The organism is Rhodanobacter sp. K2T2 (assembly GCF_013408815.1).
Classification (GTDB): Bacteria; Pseudomonadota; Gammaproteobacteria; order Xanthomonadales; family Rhodanobacteraceae; genus Rhodanobacter.
Genome location: NZ_JACCCA010000006.1, coordinates 111,982 through 132,623, shown reverse-complemented (window position 1 = coordinate 132,623; position 20,642 = coordinate 111,982). Strand labels below are relative to the sequence as shown.

General features: G+C 64.7%; 18 protein-coding genes. 16 read left to right on the top strand and 2 right to left on the bottom strand.

The annotated features are described in order from the left end of the window. Nucleotides 1–79: 79 nt before the first annotated feature. A complete protein-coding gene (glnD, locus tag HDE78_RS11275) occupies nt 80–2,728 on the bottom strand; it encodes a [protein-PII] uridylyltransferase (RefSeq protein WP_179479401.1) in 2,649 nt (882 codons plus the stop codon). A gap of 132 nt (nt 2,729–2,860) precedes the next feature. Continuing rightward, nucleotides 2,861–3,625 carry a type I methionyl aminopeptidase gene (gene map, locus HDE78_RS11270; protein ID WP_179479399.1) on the bottom strand — a complete coding sequence of 255 codons (765 nt, stop codon included), beginning with the start codon at nt 3,623–3,625 and terminating at the stop codon, nt 2,861–2,863. Between the two features lie 324 nt (nt 3,626–3,949). Here map and rpsB point away from each other — a divergent pair, with 324 nt between their 5' ends. The 16 genes from rpsB (at nt 3,950) to HDE78_RS11190 (ending at nt 20,565) form a co-directional block, all read left to right on the top strand. Then, the gene (rpsB, locus tag HDE78_RS11265; RefSeq protein ID WP_179479397.1) at nt 3,950–4,825 is read left to right on the top strand and encodes a 30S ribosomal protein S2; all 876 of its coding nucleotides are present in this window, start codon (nt 3,950–3,952) and stop codon (nt 4,823–4,825) included. A 104-nt stretch (nt 4,826–4,929) separates the two neighbouring features. After that, entirely contained in the window at nt 4,930–5,811 is an 882-nt protein-coding gene (gene tsf, locus HDE78_RS11260) for a translation elongation factor Ts (RefSeq protein WP_179479395.1), read from the top strand. 168 nt (nt 5,812–5,979) lie between these two features. Beyond that, nucleotides 5,980–6,702 carry a UMP kinase gene (gene pyrH, locus HDE78_RS11255; protein WP_179479393.1) on the top strand — a complete coding sequence of 241 codons (723 nt, stop codon included), beginning with the start codon at nt 5,980–5,982 and terminating at the stop codon, nt 6,700–6,702. A 90-nt stretch (nt 6,703–6,792) separates the two neighbouring features. Further along, nucleotides 6,793–7,350, top strand: a complete 558-nt coding sequence (gene frr / locus HDE78_RS11250; protein ID WP_179479391.1) for a ribosome recycling factor — start codon at nt 6,793–6,795, stop codon at nt 7,348–7,350. Nucleotides 7,351–7,367: 17 nt separating this feature from the next. Next, the gene (gene uppS / locus HDE78_RS11245; RefSeq protein WP_179479389.1) at nt 7,368–8,108 is read left to right on the top strand and encodes a polyprenyl diphosphate synthase; all 741 of its coding nucleotides are present in this window, start codon (nt 7,368–7,370) and stop codon (nt 8,106–8,108) included. A gap of 8 nt (nt 8,109–8,116) precedes the next feature. Then, nucleotides 8,117–8,953 carry a phosphatidate cytidylyltransferase gene (locus HDE78_RS11240; RefSeq protein ID WP_179479387.1) on the top strand — a complete coding sequence of 279 codons (837 nt, stop codon included), beginning with the start codon at nt 8,117–8,119 and terminating at the stop codon, nt 8,951–8,953. A gap of 1 nt (nt 8,954) precedes the next feature. Beyond that, entirely contained in the window at nt 8,955–10,142 is a 1,188-nt protein-coding gene (locus HDE78_RS11235; protein WP_179479385.1) for a 1-deoxy-D-xylulose-5-phosphate reductoisomerase, read from the top strand. Nucleotides 10,143–10,192: 50 nt separating this feature from the next. Continuing rightward, nucleotides 10,193–11,539 carry an RIP metalloprotease RseP gene (gene rseP, locus HDE78_RS11230; RefSeq protein WP_179479383.1) on the top strand — a complete coding sequence of 449 codons (1,347 nt, stop codon included), beginning with the start codon at nt 10,193–10,195 and terminating at the stop codon, nt 11,537–11,539. 195 nt (nt 11,540–11,734) lie between these two features. Next, complete coding sequence (gene bamA / locus HDE78_RS11225) at nt 11,735–14,140, top strand: outer membrane protein assembly factor BamA (RefSeq protein WP_179479381.1); 2,406 nt, start codon at nt 11,735–11,737, stop codon at nt 14,138–14,140. Between the two features lie 139 nt (nt 14,141–14,279). Next, nucleotides 14,280–15,323 carry a UDP-3-O-(3-hydroxymyristoyl)glucosamine N-acyltransferase gene (lpxD, locus tag HDE78_RS11220; protein WP_179479379.1) on the top strand — a complete coding sequence of 348 codons (1,044 nt, stop codon included), beginning with the start codon at nt 14,280–14,282 and terminating at the stop codon, nt 15,321–15,323. Further along, entirely contained in the window at nt 15,316–15,789 is a 474-nt protein-coding gene (gene fabZ, locus HDE78_RS11215; protein WP_179479377.1) for a 3-hydroxyacyl-ACP dehydratase FabZ, read from the top strand. Before lpxD ends, fabZ begins: the two co-directional genes overlap by 8 nt. Then, entirely contained in the window at nt 15,786–16,559 is a 774-nt protein-coding gene (gene lpxA / locus HDE78_RS11210; RefSeq protein WP_179479375.1) for an acyl-ACP--UDP-N-acetylglucosamine O-acyltransferase, read from the top strand. Before fabZ ends, lpxA begins: the two co-directional genes overlap by 4 nt. 69 nt (nt 16,560–16,628) lie before the next feature. Next, the gene (gene lpxB, locus HDE78_RS11205; RefSeq protein ID WP_179479373.1) at nt 16,629–17,846 is read left to right on the top strand and encodes a lipid-A-disaccharide synthase; all 1,218 of its coding nucleotides are present in this window, start codon (nt 16,629–16,631) and stop codon (nt 17,844–17,846) included. Continuing rightward, a complete protein-coding gene (rnhB, locus tag HDE78_RS11200) occupies nt 17,836–18,513 on the top strand; it encodes a ribonuclease HII (protein ID WP_179479371.1) in 678 nt (225 codons plus the stop codon). Before lpxB ends, rnhB begins: the two co-directional genes overlap by 11 nt. Nucleotides 18,514–18,635: 122 nt before the next feature. Then, a complete protein-coding gene (locus HDE78_RS11195; RefSeq protein ID WP_179479369.1) occupies nt 18,636–19,925 on the top strand; it encodes an Nramp family divalent metal transporter in 1,290 nt (429 codons plus the stop codon). Nucleotides 19,926–19,995: 70 nt separating this feature from the next. Then, complete coding sequence (locus HDE78_RS11190) at nt 19,996–20,565, top strand: TlpA disulfide reductase family protein (RefSeq protein ID WP_179479367.1); 570 nt, start codon at nt 19,996–19,998, stop codon at nt 20,563–20,565. Nucleotides 20,566–20,642: the final 77 nt, after the last annotated feature.

Sequence of the window (20,642 nt, the reverse complement as noted above, 5' to 3'; positions counted from 1 at the left end):
GCAGCGGCGATGATAGCGCGGACATCGCCCCTTTCCATCGCGCGGGCCGCGGCGCCATCGCCGCAGCAGGATCGGCAGACTAATTCCGAACCGGCCCGATGCTCGACATCAGCGCCTGCATCAGCTGCTCCTGCTGCAACACGGAGAGTGGTGCGTTGTGCCGGTCGGTAATCTGAAAGAAATCCTCGACCCGCTCGCCGAACGTGGCGATGCGCGCGTCGTGCACACGCACTCCGGTGGCGAGCATCACCTGCGCGACCGCGGCCAGAATGCCCGGGCGATCGGTGCCGACCAGAGCGAGCTGAGTGCGGTCGCCGGCCGCGTGAAAGGTGATCCGCGGCGGCGTCTGGAAATGCTTCTGATGACGCGTCATGTTGCGTCTGCAAGGCTGCATGCCGGTGGGGCGCTCCAGCTCACCCTGCAGCCGCTGCTGCAGCTCCTGCGCCCGCGTGGCGCTCGCCGGCTGTTGGGTATCGGCCTCAAGCAGCAGAAAGGTATCCAGCGCCATGCCGGTCGGCGAACTGAGAATGCGCGACTCCATCACTGAAAAGCGCAGCCGATCGAGCACCGCGGTCACCGTGGCAAAAAGGCCGTCGCGATCGGGTGTGTAGACAAAAAGCTCGGTGCTGCCGCGGACCGAGAAAGGCTGTACCGCGACCAGCGGCACCTTGCCCTTCGCGGCCAGGATCGCCCGCGTCTGCCAGGCGATCTGTTCCGGGCGATGGCGCATGAAACTCAGCGGCGGAAAATCGGCCCACACGCGAACCACGTCGGCTTCGGCGAAACCATCGTTCATCAGCAGCGCCAGCGCGTGTTCGGAACATTCGCGCACGCGCTCGGTCGCATCGCGCGGCAGGTTGACGTCGCTGCGCAGCGCGTAGCGCGTCGCGGTGTACAGATCGGACAGCAGCCGATCTTTCCATGCGTTCCACAGGCGCGGGCTGGTGCCGATGATGTCGGCGATGGTCAGCAGATAAAGCTGGCCGAGGCGCTCGCGATCGCCGACGAGATCGGCAAAGCGCTGCACGACATCGGGGTCGGTAATGTCCTGACGCTGCGCGGTGGTGCTCATCAGCAGATGCCAGCGCACCAGCCACGCGACACGGTCGATATCGGCGCGAGGCAAGCCCAGCTGTGCGCAGAACGTGCGCGCATCGTCCTCGCCCAGCACGGAATGATCGCCCCCCCGCCCCTTGGCGATGTCGTGGAACAGCGCCGCCAGCAGCAGTATTTCCGGCTTCGGCAGCGTGCCCCAGATCTGGCATGCGACGGGAAATTCGGCGAGCGCCGACGGCTCGGCAAAACGCGCCACATTGTGCAGCACGCGCAGGGTGTGTTCGTCGACCGTGTACACGTGAAACAGGTCGTACTGCATGCGGCCGAAGACCTTGCCGAATGCCGGCAGAATCGCCGCCAGCAGACCGTGCCGATTCATGCTCCATAGCGCGTTGACCGCGGGCGCACCGCGGCGAAGCAGATGCAGAAACGCGTCCAGCACGCCGCGATCGGTCGACAGCGTTTCGCCGTGCGCGGCGGTGGCCTGATGGATGCGGCGCATGGTGTCGGCGGTAAAACCGATTACGCCCGGCTGATCGAGCCGCGCAATGAACACATCGACCAGCGCCGCCGGTCGCTGCAGGAAAAGTTCGGGATCGCGCGCGGCCAGCCGCTTGCCGAACCGCACGAAATCCGCGCCCGCCGGCTGTGCCGCCGAAGGCGTCTCGAGCATTTCCTCGAAGCGCTCGGCCACCTGCACCCCGAGCCGCTCGATCTGCGTGGCGGCGCGGTAATAGCCCTGCATGAACTGTTCGACGCCGAGATTCTTTTCGTGCTCGTCCTCGAAGCCCAGCCGCGTCGCCAGACCGCGCTGATAGTCGAACAGCAATCGCTCCTCGGCGCGGCCGGCTTCCAGATGCAACGCGTACCGGTAGCGCTGCAGCGTGGCTTCGGATTCCTCAAGCGCCAGCTGCTCGGCCGAGTCGAGCAAGCCCTCGGTCACCAGATCGGCAAAACCGTTGGCGTGCGCCAGCCGGCGGCCCAGCCAGCGCAGCGCGTCCAGCGTGCGCAGACCGCCCGGCCCGTCCTTGATGTTCGGTTCGAGGTTGTGCGCCGTGTCGTCGTAGCGGGCATGGCGCGCATCGCGTTCGGCCAGCCGCGCCGCCAGATATTTCGCCGGCGGCCACAGCGCAGGGTCGTCGATGATGCCGCGCAGCTGCTCAGCCAGTGCCGGGTCGCCGGCCAGCCGGCGCGCATCCAGCAGGCTGGTGAACACGCTGACATCTTGCGCCGCCAGCTGGCGGCACTGGGGCACGTCGCGCACGGCGTGACCGACTTTCAGACCCACGTCCCACAGGGTGGCGAAAAACTGCTCCAGCGCGCGCAGTCGCGCCGGCGCCGGCGCCTCGACGAGGGCCAGCAGGTCGACGTCCGAATAGGGGAAAAGCAGGCCGCGGCCATAGCCGCCGACGGCGAAAAGCGCTGCACCACTGACGTCGCCCAGACAGGCCATCCATACGTGCGCCACCACCCGCTCGACCGACTCGCTGCGGCGGCGTGCCAGTACGGCGGCATCGCCACCGTTGCGAAAGGCCGTGGCAAGGCTGCGGTTGACGTCACCCAGCAGCTGCCGCAGCGCCAGCCGCGCCTCGGCCGACACGCCCGAGCGTGGCACCGCCACCGGCAGGCGTGGCAGCGGCGGCAGTGCGGCAAGACTGGGGATCGACGACATGATCTTAAGCGTGGCTCCGTGAGAACGTGACGACTCGGGCGCGGCGGTGGGCCGAAGAATCATCTCGACGAATCATCTCAGCCGAGCAGCATCCGCGGCGCCTTATTCGACGCCGCGATTCAGCCATGCGGGTCAGGCGTCGGGCCACGCCGTGAGGATTTCGTAACCGTCATCGGTCACCGCGATAGTGTGCTCCCACTGCGCCGACAGCGAGTGGTCCTTGGTCACGACAGTCCAGCCGTCCGGCAGCTGCCGGGTCTGCGGCTTGCCGGCGTTGATCATCGGCTCGATGGTGAAGGTCATGCCCTTTTTCAGTTCGACGCCCGCACCCGGCTTGCCGTAATGCAGTACCTGCGGCTCGTCGTGGTAGACCTTGCCGATGCCGTGGCCGCAGTACTCGCGCACCACGCTGAAGCCGGCCGCCTCGGCGTGCTGCTGAATCGCGTGACCGACGTCGCCCAGCGTGGCGCCCGGACGCACGGCCCTGATGCCGTTCATCATCGCCTCGAAGGTAGTGTCGACCAGCCGCTTGGCCAGCACCGACGGCGTGCCGACGAAATACATGCGGCTGGTGTCGCCGTGCCAGCCGTCCTTGATCACGGTGACATCCAGATTGACGATGTCGCCATCCTTCAGCACCTTGCCCTCGTTCGGGATACCGTGACAGATCACGTGGTTGACCGAGGCGCACAGGGTTTTGGGGAAACCGTGATAGCCGACGTTGGCCGGAATCGCCTGCTGCACGTTGACGATGTAGTCGTGTGCTAGGCGATCCAGCTCTTCGGTGGTCACACCGGGCTTGACGTGGTCCTTGAGCATGGCGAGCACATCGGCGGCCAGTTTGCCGGCGACGCGCATGCCTTCGAGGTCTTCGGGGGATTTCAGAGTAATAGCCATAAGTCCTGCCTAAATGGCGGCGCAGGTCGGTCGGTTCAACTGAGAATCCGCCGCAACTTGCCGCGCTGCCGGAGCACCGGCTACAATTCGGGAGTTTTGCTGACCTGATGCGGCCGGTTTCACCGGTGCGTACAGCGCAAAGCGTCCCGGGATTGTAACCGTCAAGCGGTCCAATACCCAACCAAACGCCACACACGTATCGGCACCGCCTTCGGGGTGCTGCGCTCGATCCCATCATTTAATGGGACGTTCGCGGTCGAAGTCGGGGGTACGTGGAGGTCCCAACCCCCAGACCTTATAAAGGTCCATGCAAGGAGTTTCACCATGGCACAAGTCACCATGCGTCAAATGCTCGAGGCCGGCGTCCATTTCGGTCATCAGACCCGTTACTGGAACCCCAAGATGGCTCCGTACATCTTCGGCGCCCGCGGCAAGATCCACATCATCAATCTCGAAAAGACCCTGCCGCTGTTCACCGACGCGATGAATTTCCTGTCGGCGCTGGCGCAGAAGCGCGGCACCATCCTGTTCGTCGGCACCAAGCGTTCGGCCCGCGAGCCGTTGGCCGAAGAGGCCGCACGCGCCGGCATGCCGTATGTCACCTCGCGCTGGCTCGGCGGCATGCTGACCAACTTCCGCACCGTCAAGCAGTCCGTGTCGCGCCTGAAAGAGCTGGAAGCGGCCGAGACCGACGGTTCGTTCGAGAAGCTGGTCAAGCACGAAGTGCTGTCCCGTCGTCGCGAGCGCGACAAGCTGCAGGCGTCGCTGGGCGGCATCAAGGACATGAACCGCCTGCCCGACGCGCTGTTCGTCGTGGACATCGGTCATGAAGACATCGCCGTGCAGGAAGCCAAGAAGCTCGGCATTCCGGTGATCGCCGTGGTCGACACCAACTACAACCCCGAGCTGGTCGACTACGCCATCCCGGGCAACGACGACGCCATCCGCGCCATCCAGCTGTACGCCCGCGCCGCGGCCGACTCGATCCTGGAAGGCAAGGCCGCTGCGCCGGCCGCCGCCCAGGGCGATGCCAACGATTTCGTCGAGCTCGACGAGGAAGGCAACCCGGTGGCCAAGGTCGACCGCAAGCAGGCCGCGCCGCGCCGCGATGCCGCCCCGAAGAAGGGTGCCGGCGCTCCGCGTCGTGACGGCGGCCGCGACGGTGGCCGTGGCCCGCGCGACGGCGCTTCCGCCAAGTAAGCCGGTGCAACGACGGCCATTGGCCGTCGTCTCGCCCTGAGACATCAACGCCGCGGCGGGCAACCGCCGCGGCGTATCCAATCCAAAGCTTTGGAGAAATACCCATGAGCAACATTTCCGCCCAGCTGGTCAAGGAACTGCGCGAACGTTCGGGCGCCGGCATGATGGAATGCAAAAAGGCCCTCGTCGAAAACAACGGCGATATCGAGACCGCGATGGAGTGGCTGCGCAAGTCCGGCCTGTCCAAGGCCGACAAGAAGGCCAGCCGCGTGGCCGCCGAAGGCCGCATCGTGGCCGCCCAGGCCGGCAAGACTGCCGTGCTGGTCGAAGTCAACTGCGAGACCGATTTCGTCGGCAAAGACGCCAGCTTCCTGAAGTTCACCGACACCGTGGCCGATATCGCGCTGAAATCCGGCGCGGCTGACGTCGACGCGCTGAAGGCCGCCGCTTACCCGGATGCCGGCAACGTCGAAGAAGCCGCCAAGGCCCTGATCGCCAAAATCGGCGAGAAGATCGACGTGCGCCGCATGGCCCGCGTCGAGAGCGATGGCGTAATCGGCAGCTACATCCACGGCGGCCGCATCGGCGTACTGGTGTCGCTCAAGGGCGGCTCCGAGGAGCTGGCCAAGGGCATCGCGATGCACGTCGCCGCCATGAACCCAGCGCACATCCGCGCCGAGGACGTGCCGGCCGATTTCGTCGCCAAGGAAAAAGAGATCGCGCTGAGCCAGATGACCGAGAAGGACAAGGCCAAGCCGGCCGAAATCCTCGAGAAGATCATCGCCGGCAAGATCAACAAGATCGTCTCCGAAGTCACCCTGCTGGGCCAGCCGTATGTGCTGGATACCAACACCACGGTGGCCGAGGCGCTGAAGAAGGAAGGCGCGGACGTGGTTACCGTCGTGCGTCTGGCCGTCGGCGAAGGCATCGAGAAAGTGGAAGAGGATTTCCACGCCGAAGTGATGAAGCAGGCCGGCCTGGCCTGAGTCAGCACCGCAAGCAAGCGAAAAAGCCGCGGAAACCGCGGCTTTTTTGTATCTACCGTAGCGCCGTAAAAACCCGCATACATGCCGCGCGACGCGGCGAAACCTCTCCCCGTCATTGACGACAGCCGTTACACTGCCGCTGTTTTGCCACACAAACCCGGAGACCCCATGAGCACCCCGCTGAATTACGGCCGCATTCTGCTCAAACTTTCCGGTGAAGCCCTGATGGGCCAGGGCGATTACGGCATCGACCCCAAGGTAATCGGCCGGCTGGCCGACGAAATCATCGAGGTCCAACGCGCTGGCGCCGAGATCGGCGTCGTCATCGGCGGCGGCAATATCTTTCGCGGCGCCGGATTGGCAGCCGCCGGCATGGACCGCGTGACCGGCGACCACATGGGCATGCTAGCCACGGTGATGAACGCGCTGGCGATGCAGGACGCGATCGAAAAGCGCAACGGCTTTGCCCGCGTGATGAGTGCCATTCAGATCCACGACGTCAGCGAGGATTTCGTGCGCCGCCGTGCGATCCGCCATCTCGAAAAGGGCCGCATCGTGCTGTTCGCTGCCGGCATCGGCAATCCGTTCTTCACCACCGACTCCGCCGCGGCGCTGCGCGCGGTCGAAATCGGGGCCGACCTGCTGCTGAAAGCCACCAAGGTCGACGGCGTCTACACCGCCGACCCGGCCAAGCACAGCGACGCGGTGCGCTACGACCGCCTCGACTACGACGAGGTGATCGAGCGCAAGCTGGCGGTGATGGATACCGCCGCCATCGCGCTGTGCCGCGACCACGACATGCCGCTGCGCATCTACGACATGACCGTGCCGGGCAACCTCATGCGCATCATGCACGGCGAGCCGATCGGTACCCTGGTCGACGGCGGCTGAACCGCCCGCCGGAGCGCGTTTATCGCTCACAGCTCGCCGTAACCCGGCTGCTATAATCATCTGCTAGCCAGATTCATCGGGAAACGTTTCATGATCAACGACATCAAGACCGACGCCCAGACCCGCATGGGCAAAAGCATCGAGTCACTCAAGCACGACCTCACCCGCATCCGCACCGGCCGCGCCAGCACCGCGCTGGTCGATAACATCAAGGTGTCCTACTACGGCGCCGACATGCCGCTGACCCAGGTCGCCTCGGTTTCGCTGGCCGACGCGCGCACGATCATCATCACGCCGTGGGAAAAGCCGATGGTGGCGCCGATCGAAAAAGCGCTGATGGCTTCCGATATCGGCGTCACGCCGACCACCGCCGGCACCGTGATCCGCCTCAACATGCCGCCGCTGACCGAAGAGCGCCGCCGCGAGCTGGCCAAGCATGTGGGCCACGAGGGCGAGAACGCGAAGATCGCTATCCGCAACGTGCGCCGTGACGCGCTTCAGCAAATCAAGGACCTGCTGAAGGAAAAGCTGATCACCGAAGACGACGAGCGCCGCGTCGATGACGAAATTCAAAAGCTCACCGACCGCGCCGTGAAGGATGTGGACGCCGTGGTCAAGGCCAAGGAAGAGGAGCTGATGGCGCTCTGAGCGCCATCGCCCTTTGCATGTCCGGCGCCGAAGCCGCTCGGGTTCCGCGCCATATCGCCATCGTGATGGATGGCAACGGCCGCTGGGCCAAGGCGCGCCATCGTCCGCGCAGCTTCGGCCACAACGCCGGCCGCAAGGCGGTGCGTGAAGCGATCGAATCGTGCATGCGCGAAGGCGTGCAGGCGCTGACCGTATTCGCCTTCTCCAGCGAGAACTGGCAGCGCCCGCCCGAAGAAGTGATGGCGCTGATGAGTCTGTTCGTGCGGGCGCTGGACAAGGAAGTGGACGAGCTGCACAGCAACGGTGTGCGCCTGCGCTTTGTCGGTGACTTGAGCGCGTTCGAGGAACCGCTGCGAGATCGCATGCACGCCTCGATGGCGCGCACCGCCGGCAACGACAAGCTGCACGTCAGCATCGCGGTGAACTATGGCGGCCGCTGGGATATCGTGCAGGCGGCGCGGCAGGCGGCCGACGCGGTCAAGCGCGGGGATCTACGTTCGGACCAGATTGACGAGACGACGCTGGGCCAGTGGATGACGCTGTCCGAACTGCCGCCGCTGGATCTTTTCATCCGCACCGGCGGCGAAACCCGCATCAGCAATTTCCTGCTGTGGCAGGCTGCATACGCCGAACTGTATTTTACCGACGTGCTCTGGCCCGATTTCGATCGGGACTGCCTGCGTCTCGCCATCGACGACTATGCCCGCCGCGAGCGCCGTTACGGCCGCACCGGTGAGCAGGTCGCTGCCGTCAACTAAGGATTCCGATGCTGCTACAGCGCGCCATCACCGCCGCGATACTCGCCCCGCTGGTGATTCTCGTCATTCTGTTTGCGTCGACAGCGGTGTTTGCCGCGATCGCGGCGGCGGCGTTTCTTGCCGCGCTGTGGGAGTGGGCGCGCTTGAGCGGACTGAAAAGCGTCGCGCTGCAGGCGGCGTGGTTGATCGTGTCGGCGGCGGTGTTCGTGTTGCTGTGGATGGCGCGCTTTACCCTCGTCGCACCGGCCGTGATTGGACTCGGCGTGCTCTGGTGGCTGGTCGCCTGTATCTGGCTGCGTCACTTCGCTTACGGCGCCGCACCGACCCTGGAAAACCGCGCACTGAAGCTGCTCGCCGGCGCGTTCGTGATTTTCCCCGCGTGGGTCGCGGCGATCACCATCCACGCCGGCCGGCCGCACGGCCACGGCCTGGCCCTGCTCTCGCTGGTGATTGTCTGGGCCGCCGATATCGGCGCCTATTTCAGCGGCCGCACGTTCGGCAAGCGCAAACTCGCCCCGCAGATCAGCCCCGGCAAGACCTGGGCCGGTGCCTATGGCGCGCTGGCGGCTGGCGTCGTAGTCATGGCGCTGGGCGGCTGGTGGCTGCTCGATATGCGCGGCGGACAGCTGATCGGACTGGCCGTGCTGGCCGCTGTCACCGTCGGTGCATCCATCGTCGGCGACCTGATCGAAAGCCTGATGAAGCGCCACGCGCAGGTGAAAGATTCGGGCACCATGATTCCTGGACATGGCGGCATGATGGATCGCCTGGACAGCGTGTTTGCCGCGCTGCCGGTGTTCGCTGCCGGCATGCTGCTGCTGAACCTGTTCATGGCGGCTGGATGACATGAAGAACGTTGCCGTACTCGGCGCCACCGGCTCGATCGGCGGCAACACGCTGGACGTGATCGCCCGCCACCCGGAGCGCTTTCGCGCCACGGTGCTGACCGCGCATCGCCAGGTCGACGCGCTGGTCGCGCTGTGCATGCAGCACCGCCCCGAGCTGGCCGTGATCGCCGACCCTGCGCTGGAGGCCGAACTGTCGCGCAAGCTGACGGCGGCCGGCGTTCGCTGCGACGTCGCCAGCGGCCGCGAGGCCCTCGCCACCGCGGCCTCGGGCAACCTGTGCGATACCGTCGTCGCGGCGATTGTCGGCGCCGCCGGGCTGCAATCCACCCTCGCCGCCGCCCGCGCCGGCAAGCGCCTGCTGCTGGCCAACAAGGAAGCCATAGTGATGGCCGGCCCGCTGCTGCTCGATGCCGTGGCAGCCGGCGGCGGCGCGCTGATTCCGGTCGATTCCGAACACAACGCGCTGTTCCAGTGCCTGCCCGCCGAAGGCTTGGCCGGCGGCAAGCCGTCGCTGCACAAGGGCGTTCGGCAATTGACGCTGACCGCCTCGGGCGGCCCGTTCCGCGGCCGCAACCGCGCCGAACTGGCCGGCATCACGCCGGAACAGGCCTGCAAACACCCCAACTGGGTCATGGGCCGCAAGATTTCGGTCGATTCGGCCACGCTGATGAACAAGGGCCTGGAAGTCATCGAAGCCCATCACTTGTTCGGCGCCGCGCCCGATCTGATCAATGTCGTAGTTCACCCACAAAGCTTGGTGCACTCCTTTGTCGAATACGTCGACGGCTCCGTGCTGGCCCAGCTGGGCAATCCCGATATGCGCACCGCGATCGCCCACGCGCTGGCGTGGCCGGAGCGCGTGAACGCTGGCGTGGCGCCGCTGGACCTGACCGCCTGTGCCCCGCTCGCCTTTGAACCGCCGGATCTGACGACGTTCCGCTGTCTGGCGCTGGCGTTTCAGGCATTGCGTGCCGGTGGCGATGCGCCAGCGGTGCTGAACGCAGCCAACGAGATCGCGGTGGAGGCCTTTTTGGCCGGCTCGCTGGCGTTTCTCTCGATTGCCGACGTCGTGGATGCGGTTCTTGCGGAACTGCCGGCGCAAGCCGTGGTCGATGTTCAGACCCTGCTGGAACGTGATCGGGTGGCCCGGGAAGCCGCCCGCCGTATTCTGCGCAATGCTTGCTGATATTCTTGGCCTGATACCCTTGGCGTGACGTCCCCTCACAACGGCGATTGATGAATTCCTTTTTCGGCTCGGTTTTCTGGTTGGCCATCACGCTCGGCGTACTGGTGACCTTTCATGAGTTCGGCCATTACTGGGTCGCGCGCCGCTGTGGCGTCAAGGTGCTGCGCTTCTCCGTCGGCTTCGGCAAGGCCATCTGGAAGCGCACCGGCCGCGACGGTACGGAATACCAGATCGCCTCGATCCCGTTGGGCGGCTATGTCAAGATGCTCGACGCGCGCGAGGGCGAGATCGATCCGGCGCTGCGCGATCAGGAGTTCACCGGCAAGTCGGTGTGGAAACGCATCGCCATTGTCGCGGCAGGACCGGGTTTCAATGTGATCTTTACCCTCGCTGCGTTCTGGCTGATGTTTATGCTGGGGCGGCCGGATTACGTACCGGTGGTGACCGCCACACCGCAAAGCATCGCCGCCAAGGCCGGCGTCCTGCCGGGCGATCGCATTCTGAGCGTGGATGGCCAGCCCGTAACGACCCTGGGTGATTCCCTGGATGCCATCGCCAACGGTCTGCTGAGCCGCGCGCCGCTGTCGATAACGGTAAGCGGCGCAGATGGTCGCCCCCGCCAGTTGGTGCTGCCGCTGGATCGGCTACCGCCGGGGCAGCCGGTAGAAAAGTATTTCGACGCGCTCGGGCTGAAACCCGCGCCGCCGCCCGCGATTGCCGCCACCGTGACACCGGGCCAGCCGGCCTCGCTGGCGGGCATGCAGGGCGGCGATCGACTGATCAGCGTGAATGGTCAAGCGGTGGCCGATTTCGAGGCGTTCGGCAAGCTGGTGCAGGCCGACGCGGTCAAATCACCGACGCTGTCGGTAGTGATCGAGCGCAACGGCCAACCGGAAAAACTCAGCGTCGTTACCAAATGGGAATCGCTGCAGGGCCAGCCACAGAAGTGGGTCATGGGCATCGGTGCGCCGATGCCCGAACAGGCGATGGTGCGCTACGGGCCAATCAAGGCGCTCGACGCCTCGCTGCAAACCACCTGGCACAACGCGATGCAGACGTTTGCGATGTTCGGCAAGCTGATTACCGGCGAGGCCTCGACCCAAAATCTGCACGGCGTGATCGGTATCGCCCAGGTAGCCAACGCATCGGCCGGCATGGGCTTCGCTTCGTTCCTGCAGTTCCTTGCGCTGGTGTCGCTTAGCCTGGCCATTATCAACCTGATGCCGATTCCCGTCCTCGACGGTGGGCACCTGCTGTATTATCTGATCGAGTTGATCAAAGGCAGTCCGGTCAGCGAGCAGACGATGATTGTTGGCCAGTACATCGGCATCGCGCTGCTGTTTACCGTGATGGGGCTGGCGTTTTACAACGATATCCATGGCATCTTGTTGTCGTGACAGCGGCGAGAGACGCATGGCATCGGTCGACGACGGGCTTCACTGCCGCTGACGCAGCCGGTCGATGTGGTGGCTTTAACGATGTGCTTTTCTCGAGCGCATACCCTTTTTCGAAGCAGGGCGTTGCCTTGCTTCATGTGTTGATCGGAGCCGCCGCGCTGGCGGCTCCATCGAAATAACCCAACGGAACCGACGATGAAGCGTATCGCCGCGCTGATCCTGCTTGCCTCCCTCTCCGCCAATGCGTTTGCGTTCGACCCGTTCGTGGTCTCGGACATCCGCATCGACGGCCTCAGCCGCATCGCTCCCGGTACGGTCTACACCTACCTGCCCGTCAACAAGGGCGACCGGCTGACCAACGACCAGGCACAAAAAGCCATCCGTGCGCTGTATCAGACCAAGTTCTTCAGCGACGTGGAAATCGATCGCGAAGGCGACATCATGGTGATCAAGGTGGTCGAGCGTCCGTCGATCGCCAAGCTGACCCTGCGCGGCAACAAGGACATCAAGACCGACGACCTGAAGAAGGGCCTGAAGCAGATCGGCCTGGCCGAAGGCGAAACCTTCGACCGGCTGGCGCTGGACAACGTGCAGCAGGAGCTGGTGCGCCAGTACTACAACCGCGGCAAGTACAACGTGTCGGTCACCCCGCACGTGACCCAGCTCGAGCGCAATCGCGTTGCGGTGGATATCGAAATCCGCGAAGGCAAGGCCGCCAAGATCGAAGAGCTGAACATCATCGGCAACCACGCGTTCACCGACAAGGAAGTACGCGAAGGTTTCGAGTCGAACACGCCCGGCCTGCTGTCCTGGTACTCGAAAGACGACCAGTACTCGCGCGAAAAGCTCTCCGGCGACCTGGAGAAACTGCAGTCGTACTACATGAACCGCGGTTACGCCGACTTCGGCGTGGATTCGACCCAGGTCAGCATCGCGCCGGACCGCCGCTCGATGTACATCGACGCCAGCGTCAAGGAAGGCGACACCTACAAGATCGCCGACGTGAAGCTGCTCGGCACGCTGATCCTGCCCGAGGCCACGATACGCCAGCTGGTCTACGTCAAGCCGGGAGACCTGTTCAACCGCTCCGCGATCGAGGCCAGCACCAAGTCGATCAAGGCGATTCTGTCCAACATCGGGTACGCCTATGCCAAGGTCACGCCGATTCCGAAGCTAGACAAGGACAAGCGCACTGTCGACCTCACCCTTTTCGTCGAGCCCGGTCAGCGCGTTTACGTGCGCCGCGTGGTATTCCAGGGCAACACCCGTACCGAAGACGCCGTGCTGCGCCGCGAAATGCGCCAGCTCGAGGGCACGTTCTATTCGCAGGCTGCCCTCGACCGCTCCAAGATCCGCCTGCAGCGCCTGGGTTATTTCAAGACGGTCGATATCGACAAAAAGCTGGTGCCCGGCTCGCTCGATCAGGTCGACGTAACGGTCAAGGTGGAAGAGCAGTCCGCCGGCAGCCTGCAGTTCGGCGTGGGCTATTCGCAGTACTCGGGCATCATCCTCAATGCCTCCGTCTCGCAGAACAACATCTTCGGTACCGGCGATAGCGCCTCGATCAGCGGCGAGCGCAGCAGCTACTACACCAAGTACGGCGTCAGCTACTTCAACCCCTATCTAACCGACAGCAACATCGGCATCGGCTACAACGCCACTTATTCGAAGACCGACTACGGCAATACCGATTTCGCCGACTACTCGACCAGCGATCGGGCGTTCTCGACCTATCTGAGCATTCCGGTCACGGAAACCGACGGCATCCGCGTCGGCATGGGCATCAGCAGCGACAAGGTCAGCCTGATTCCGGGCTTCAGCCCCCAGGTGCTGATCGACTATCAGAACGAAATCGGCCACGACACGCTGCATACCTGGACCGGCACGCTGGGCTGGAACCACGACACGCGCAACGCCTACTTCTCGCCCACCCGCGGCGGCCTGATCTCGGCCTCGACCGACATCGCCCTGCCGGGCTCCACCGTCCAGTATTGGAAGTTCACGGCGGAAGCCAACCACTACTGGCCGATCGGTGGCGGTTTCGTGCTGTACCTGGACGGCCAGGTCGGCTACGGCAAGACCTACGGCAACAACGGCATCAGCGATTCGCAGTACGCCACGCTGCAGAGCGCCGTCACCGACCATACCCTGGTCGATATGCGGCAGGATTTCCCGTTCGTGCAGAACTTCTACTCCGGCGGCGTGCGCGACGTGCGCGGCTTCCAGGACAACACGCTCGGTCCGCGCGTCTGTATCGCTTACACCGCACCGGCGAAGAACGGCTTCTGCCCGGACGGCAACTACGCCGAGCCGATCGGCGGCGCGTTCAAGGTGCTGGGTACGACCGAGGTCTATCTGCCGCTGCCGTTCCTGAAAGACATCAATACGGCGCGCGTGTCGGTATTCATGGACGTGGGTAACGCGTATCAGAGCTTCAGCACGTTCAGCGCCAGCACGCTGCGCGCATCGGCCGGTATCTCGGTGCACTGGCAGGCCCCGATCGGCCCGCTGATCATCAGCCTGGCGCACCCGTTCCGCACCCAGCCTGACGACAGCCATTACGAAGAAAAAATCCAGTTCACCTTCGGCAGCCAGTTCTGACGATCCAGCGCTGATTATCTCGAACCGATGATCTCGCTCGGATAATCCCGCGCTGACAAATCAGCTCTAACAAAACCGTTCTGATGACCCAGCCCGGCGTACCGGCATCCCGCCGGGCGCCGATGCACGGAGCATGCGCTTGAACGCAGCGTCTTATTCAGTGGCCGAACTGGCCGAACGTTTCGGGCTGTCGTCGCACGGCGACGGCGCGAGGCGCGTCGATGGCGTCGGCACCCTGGCGGGCGCCGGTGCCAATCAGCTGAGCTTTCTCTCCAACAGCAAATACGATGCGCAACTGGCCGCCACGCATGCCGCCGTGGTCGTGCTGCGCGAAGAAAATCTCGCCGCTTGCCCCACCGCGGCGCTGATCGCCAAAGACCCCTACGTGGCCTACGCGAAAATCGCCGCGCTGTTCGAGCGCCAGCCGCTGGCGCCACCAGGCGTACATCCCAGCGCGGTGGTCGCCACCAGCGCGCGGGTCAGCGCCAGCGCCAGCGTGGGACCCTGTTGCGTCATCGAGGACGACGCGGTCGTCGAGGATGGCGCCGTACTTGGCCCACACTGCATCATCGGCACCGGCTGCACGGTCGGCGCGCAGTCCCGCCTGGTGGCGCGTGTGACCCTGGTGACCCGCGTGACGCTAGGCAAACGCGTGCTGGTGCATCCCGGCGCGGTGATCGGCTCGGACGGCTTCGGCCTGGCATTCGACCGCGACGCCTACGATCACGGTGGCTGGATCAAGCTGCCGCAGCTCGGCGGCGTGCGCATCGGCGACGACTGCGAGATCGGTGCCAACACCACCATCGACCGCGGCGCACTCGAAGATACCGTGCTGGAAGAAGACGTGCGGCTGGATAACCAGATTCAGATCGCGCACAACGTATATATCGGCGCACACACCGCCATGGCCGGCTGCGCAGCGGTGGCGGGCAGCGCCAAAATCGGCCGCTACTGCCAGATCGGCGGCAACGCCGGCGTGCTGGGCCATCTCGAACTCGCCGACCGCGTTACCATTACGGCGAAGAGCCTGGTCACCAGCTCGATCCGCGAGCCGGGCGAATACTCGTCGGGCGTACCGCTGCAGGCAAATCTGGCGTGGCGCAAGAATGCGGCCCGCTTCAAACATCTTGATGAGTACGCGCGCCGGCTCTCGGCGCTGGAAAAGGACAGGAATCATGAGTGACAAACCCGCTGCCCTCACCATGCCGGTGACCATCGAGCAGATCCAGGAACTGCTGCCGCACCGCTATCCCTTTCTGCTGGTGGATCGCGTGATCGAGATCGTGCCGGATGTCAGCGTGGTCGCGCTGAAAAACGTCAGCATCAACGAGCCGTTTTTCCAGGGCCACTTTCCGGGGCATCCGGTGATGCCTGGGGTGTTGATCGTCGAGGCGATGGCGCAGACCGCCGGCCTGCTGACACAGATCAGCAGCCGCATGAAAGGCAATACGGGCAGCCCGCTGTTCTATCTGGTGAAAGTCGACAACGCGCGCTTCAGCGCCGTGGTTTCTCCGGGCGACCAGCTGCGTATGGAAGTGGGCTTGAAGCGCCTGATGCGCGGCATGGGCATCTTCGTCGCGCGCACCCTGGTCGACGGCAAGGAAGTGGCCAGCTGCGAACTGATGTGCGCGGCGAGGTCCGATAAATGATTCACGCCACTGCGTTGATCGATCCTTCCGCCATTATCGGCGAAAACGTCCGTATCGGCGCCTACAGCGTGATCGGCGCCGATGTGGAAATCGGCGACGGCACCGTCATCGGCCCGCACGTGGTGATCGAAGGGCCGACGAAGATCGGCCGCGACAATCGCATCGCCCAATTCGCCTCGCTGGGCGGCGATCCGCAGGACAAGAAGTTCGCCGGCGAGCGCACCGAGCTGATCATCGGCGACCGCAATCTGATCCGCGAATTTGCCAGCATCAATCGCGGCACCGGCGATGGCGGCGGCGTGACGCGTATCGGCAACGACAACTGGCTGCTTGCCTATGTACACATCGCGCACGACTGCCAGGTCGGCAACAACATCGTTTTCTCCAATTATTCGGCACTGGCCGGACATGTGGAGATTGGCGACTGGACGATCCTGTCCGGCTACTCCGGCGTACACCAGTTCTGCAAGGTCGGCGCGCACGCCTTTATCGGCATGGGCTGCCTGGTCGGTTCGGACGTGCCGCCGTTCGTGATGATGGCCAACGAGCAGCACGGTCGCCCGCGCGGCATCAACAGCGAGGGCTTGAAACGCCGCGGCTTCGACGCGCCGCGCATTTCGGCGATCAAGCGGGCCTACCGCACGCTGTACATGGCCGGCCTGTCGTTGCCGGAGGCGCGCGAGCTGTTGGAAAAGCAGGCCGGCGAGAGCGACGACGTGCGCGCCATGCTCGACTTTCTCGATCGCAGCAAGCGAACGTTGGCTCGATAAGCGTCCCGCTTATCGAGAATCAAACGCGCGCTCCGGCTCGTGCTCATTCGTCAGCCAAAGGGAGACAGCATGACGACGCTCAATGACGTCTCCACCCACACCCCGCTGATCGCCCTGATCGCCGGCGAAGATTCCGGCGATCAGCTCGGCGCCGACCTGATTCTCGCCCTGCGCGAACGCTATCCCGACGCGCGTTTCGTCGGCATTGGCGGCGCGCGCATGCAGGCGCAGGGTTTCGAATCGTGGTACGACATTCGCGAGCTGTCGCTGTTCGGCTTCAGCGAGGTCATTCGGCATTTACCGCGGCTGCTGCGGCTGCGCCGGGAGCTGATCGCACGGCTGCTGAAAGTGCAGCCGGCGGTCGTCGTCGGCATCGATGCACCGGATTTCAATCTCGGCCTGGAGCAGCGCCTGAAACACGCCGGCCTGAAAACCGTGCACTACGTCAGCCCGTCGGTATGGGCGTGGCGCGAAAAGCGCGCGGAAAAAATCGGCCGCAGCGCCAACCGCGTGCTGTGCCTGTTTCCGATGGAGCCGCCGATCTACGCCAGGCACGGCATCGACGCGCGCTTCGTCGGACATCCCCTGGCCGATCGCTTTGCGATGATCTCCGATCGCGTGGGCGCGCGCGAGTTTCTGCAGCTGCCGCAGCAGGCGCCGATTCTGGCCTTGCTTCCCGGCAGCCGCGCCTCGGAACTGTCGCGCATGGGGCCGGTTTTTATCGATGCGGCGATGCGCGTTGCCGGCGCGCTGCCCGGCTTGCGCATCGTGATACCCGCAGCCAATCCGCATATGCATGCAAAGCTCAAGGATTTGCTGGCCAAGCTTCCCCGCGACGAAACGGCGCCGCTGCTGCTGGACGGCCACGCGCACGAAGCGATGCTGGCCGCCGACGTGGTACTGCTCGCTTCAGGCACAGCCACGCTGGAAGCGATGCTGGCCAAACGGCCGATGGTGGTGGGCTATCGCGTGGCGCCGGCGAGCTATCGCATTGCGCGCGCCTTGAAGATGCTGAAGACCGACGTCTACGCGCTGCCGAATATTCTCGCACGCGCCAACGGCATCGACGGCGAACTGCTGGTACCGGAGTTCATGCAGGACGAGTGCACCGCGAGCCATCTCGCCGCGGCCACACTGGCGCTGTTTCAGGACAGCGAACGGCGCGGTTACATCGTGAACGCGTTCGAGCAGTTGCATCGGGCGCTGCGCAGCGGCCTCGACGGTCACGCGGGCGAACGCGCCGCCGCCGCGATTGCCGAACTGATGGATGCCACCGATGGCGGCTGACGTGATCGAGGCAAGCCTCCGCCCTTCGGCGCAATTCGTCTTCCCCGAACAGGGGGCCTTGTTCGGTCGCGGCGGGCCGCCGGCAGCGAACGCGAAAAGCCGGCTTGTCGCGGGCGTCGACGAGGCGGGGCGCGGGCCGCTGGCCGGGCCGCTTTCCATCGCGGCGGTCATTCTCGATCCCGACCGGCCGATTGCCGGCCTCAACGATTCGAAAAAGCTCAGCGAAGCGAAGCGCGAGGCGCTGTACCCGCTCATCGTCGAGCGCGCGCTGGCTTGGTGCGTGGTGCTGATCGAGCCGGAAGAAATCGATCGGCTGAATATTTTCCAGGCCACCATGACCGGCATGAGCCGCGCGGTCGCCGGTCTTGCGCTGATGGCCGAAGAGGCGCTGATCGACGGCAACAAGTTGCCGAAGGATCTACCCTGCCGCGGTCGTGCCATCGTCGGCGGCGACGCGCTGGAACCGGCGATCAGCGCTGCCTCGATTCTGGCCAAGGTCACGCGCGATCGACTGATGGTGACGATGGAGTCTCACCATCCGGGCTACGGCTTTGCCGTGCACAAGGGTTATCCCACGCCGGCCCATCTCGCTGCGCTGAGTCTGCTAGGCCCCTGCCCGCAGCATCGGCGCAGCTTTGCGCCGGTCAGGCGACTGATCGCACCATAGTTTCCAGCGTCGAGCGGTCTTCCATCGATAGCTTTTGGCTATGAATGACATGCGCAGGATCAGTTGGACACCGACGCGCGGGATGCCTCTCAATAGAGACGTCCGAATCCCTGCCTACGGTCATGTCCGCGCTGATTGAAACCTTGAGCTTGCTGCATCCCATCCACCGGTCGGTATCCCCTGCGACCCGACGCTCTCTGCGTCGGCTGATCGGGCCCGGGCTGCTGGTGGCGGTGGGCTATGTCGACCCCGGCAACTGGGCCACGGACATCGCCGCCGGCTCGAGCTATGGCTACACGCTGCTGGGCTCGGTGCTGCTGGCCAGCCTGCTCGGACTGCTGTTTCAGACGATGGCAGCACGACTGGGCATGGCCACCGGCGAAGATCTCGCCGAACTCACCTGTCGACTGCTGCCGCGTCCGCTGGCGCTCAGCGCGTGGCTGGCCAGCGAGCTGGCGATCGTGGCGACCGCGCTGGCGGAGCTGGTCGGCGGCGCCATCGCCTTGCGCCTGCTGTTTGGCCTGCCGCTGCAGGTCGGCATGATTGTCGCAGCGCTGGGCACGCTGGCGATCATGGCACTGTCACAGCGCCGACAGCGCGCCCACGAGTTCGTGGTCAGCACCTTGCTGGCGATCGTATCGCTGACCTTCGTCTATTTGCTGATCAAGGCCCGGCCCGTCGGGGGCGACGTGCTGCAAGGATTGGCATCGAGCGCCAGGGTATTCGGCAACCACGGCATGCTGGCGGTGGCGCTGGGCATCGTGGGCGCCACGGTGATGCCACACAATCTGTTCCTGCATTCGGGCCTGATCGCCGAGCGCAGCAAGGACCTGCCGGCGCACGAACGACCGATGGCGCTGCGCGTCGTGGAAACCGATACCCGCGTTTCGCTGCTGCTGGCCACCCTGGTCAACGCCGCCATGCTGATGGTGGCAGCCGCGTCACTCTCGCATATCCGTATGCCGGTGAACAATCTGGACGACGCTTACCACGCCATCGCGCTGACCCTTGGCGCCGGCGCGGCGGCGATTTTCGCGGGCGCGCTGTACGCAGCGGGGCAGAGCTCGGCGATCACCGGCGTGCTGGCCGGACGCATTCTGAGCCGCGGTTTTCGCGGGCGCGAAAGCCGCACCTGGCTGCGTGGCATTGCCACACGGCTGGCCGGCGTCTGCATCGGTTTCGTGCTGCTCGCCGCGCGCCCCGGCATCGGCGCCGATACGCTGCTGGTGCTGAGCCAGTGCGTGCTCGGCATTGCCCTACCGTTCGCGCTGCTGCCCATGCTGATGCTGGCGGGCAAGCGCGATCTGATGGGCCAGTACGGCTTCGATCGTGGTTTCATGGCGCTGGCTGCCGCCGGCACAGCCCTAGTCATCGTGCTGGATGGCTATCTGCTGATCGCCGCCTTCGGCTGATCGGCAACCATGACCATCTTGCGCATCGCAAAGGCGGTAGGCTAGACGCTTAGACAGGGGAGTCCTCGCGATGCGCAAAATGATTTTTGCCTGGGTCATGGCCTTGATCTGCGTATCGGCCAACGCGCAGATCCAGCCGGGCGCGGTGCCGCCCGACTCACTGGGGAAAACACCCAGTGGCGACTCAGTCAGCTTGGCATCGATGCGCGACAAGGTCGTCGTCATCAGCTTCTGGGCGACCTGGTGCACTTACTGCATGAAGGAATTGCCTGTACTGGCGGGCCTGCAGAAGCTGGCCACCGATCGCCATCTGCCGCTGCAGGTGGTCTCGATCGACCACAAGGAAGGTCGCGATGTCTATCTACGAACCGTCCGAGTGCTCAGGCCGCGCCTGCCCGGCCTACTGATGAGCTGGGATCGCGACGGCTCGATCGGCAAGCCGTTCGGCACGAACAAGGGCATTCCGGTGATGGTGATGCTTCACCGTGACGGCACCGTGGCCGACATCCACGTGGGCTACAGCGAGGACGCGCTGGACGGCCTGATCGCCGAGATAAACACCTTGATGGCCGAGCCCTCGACGCTGCCGGCCGCGTCGAGCTCGTCGGCGATGCAAAAAACGCTTACCTCGGTGAATTGAGCGGCCGCCCCGCCCAGCGCAACGGATCGCGAAAAATCGGCACAAGTCAAACCTTGTCCGGGTGCAGCCGGGCGGGT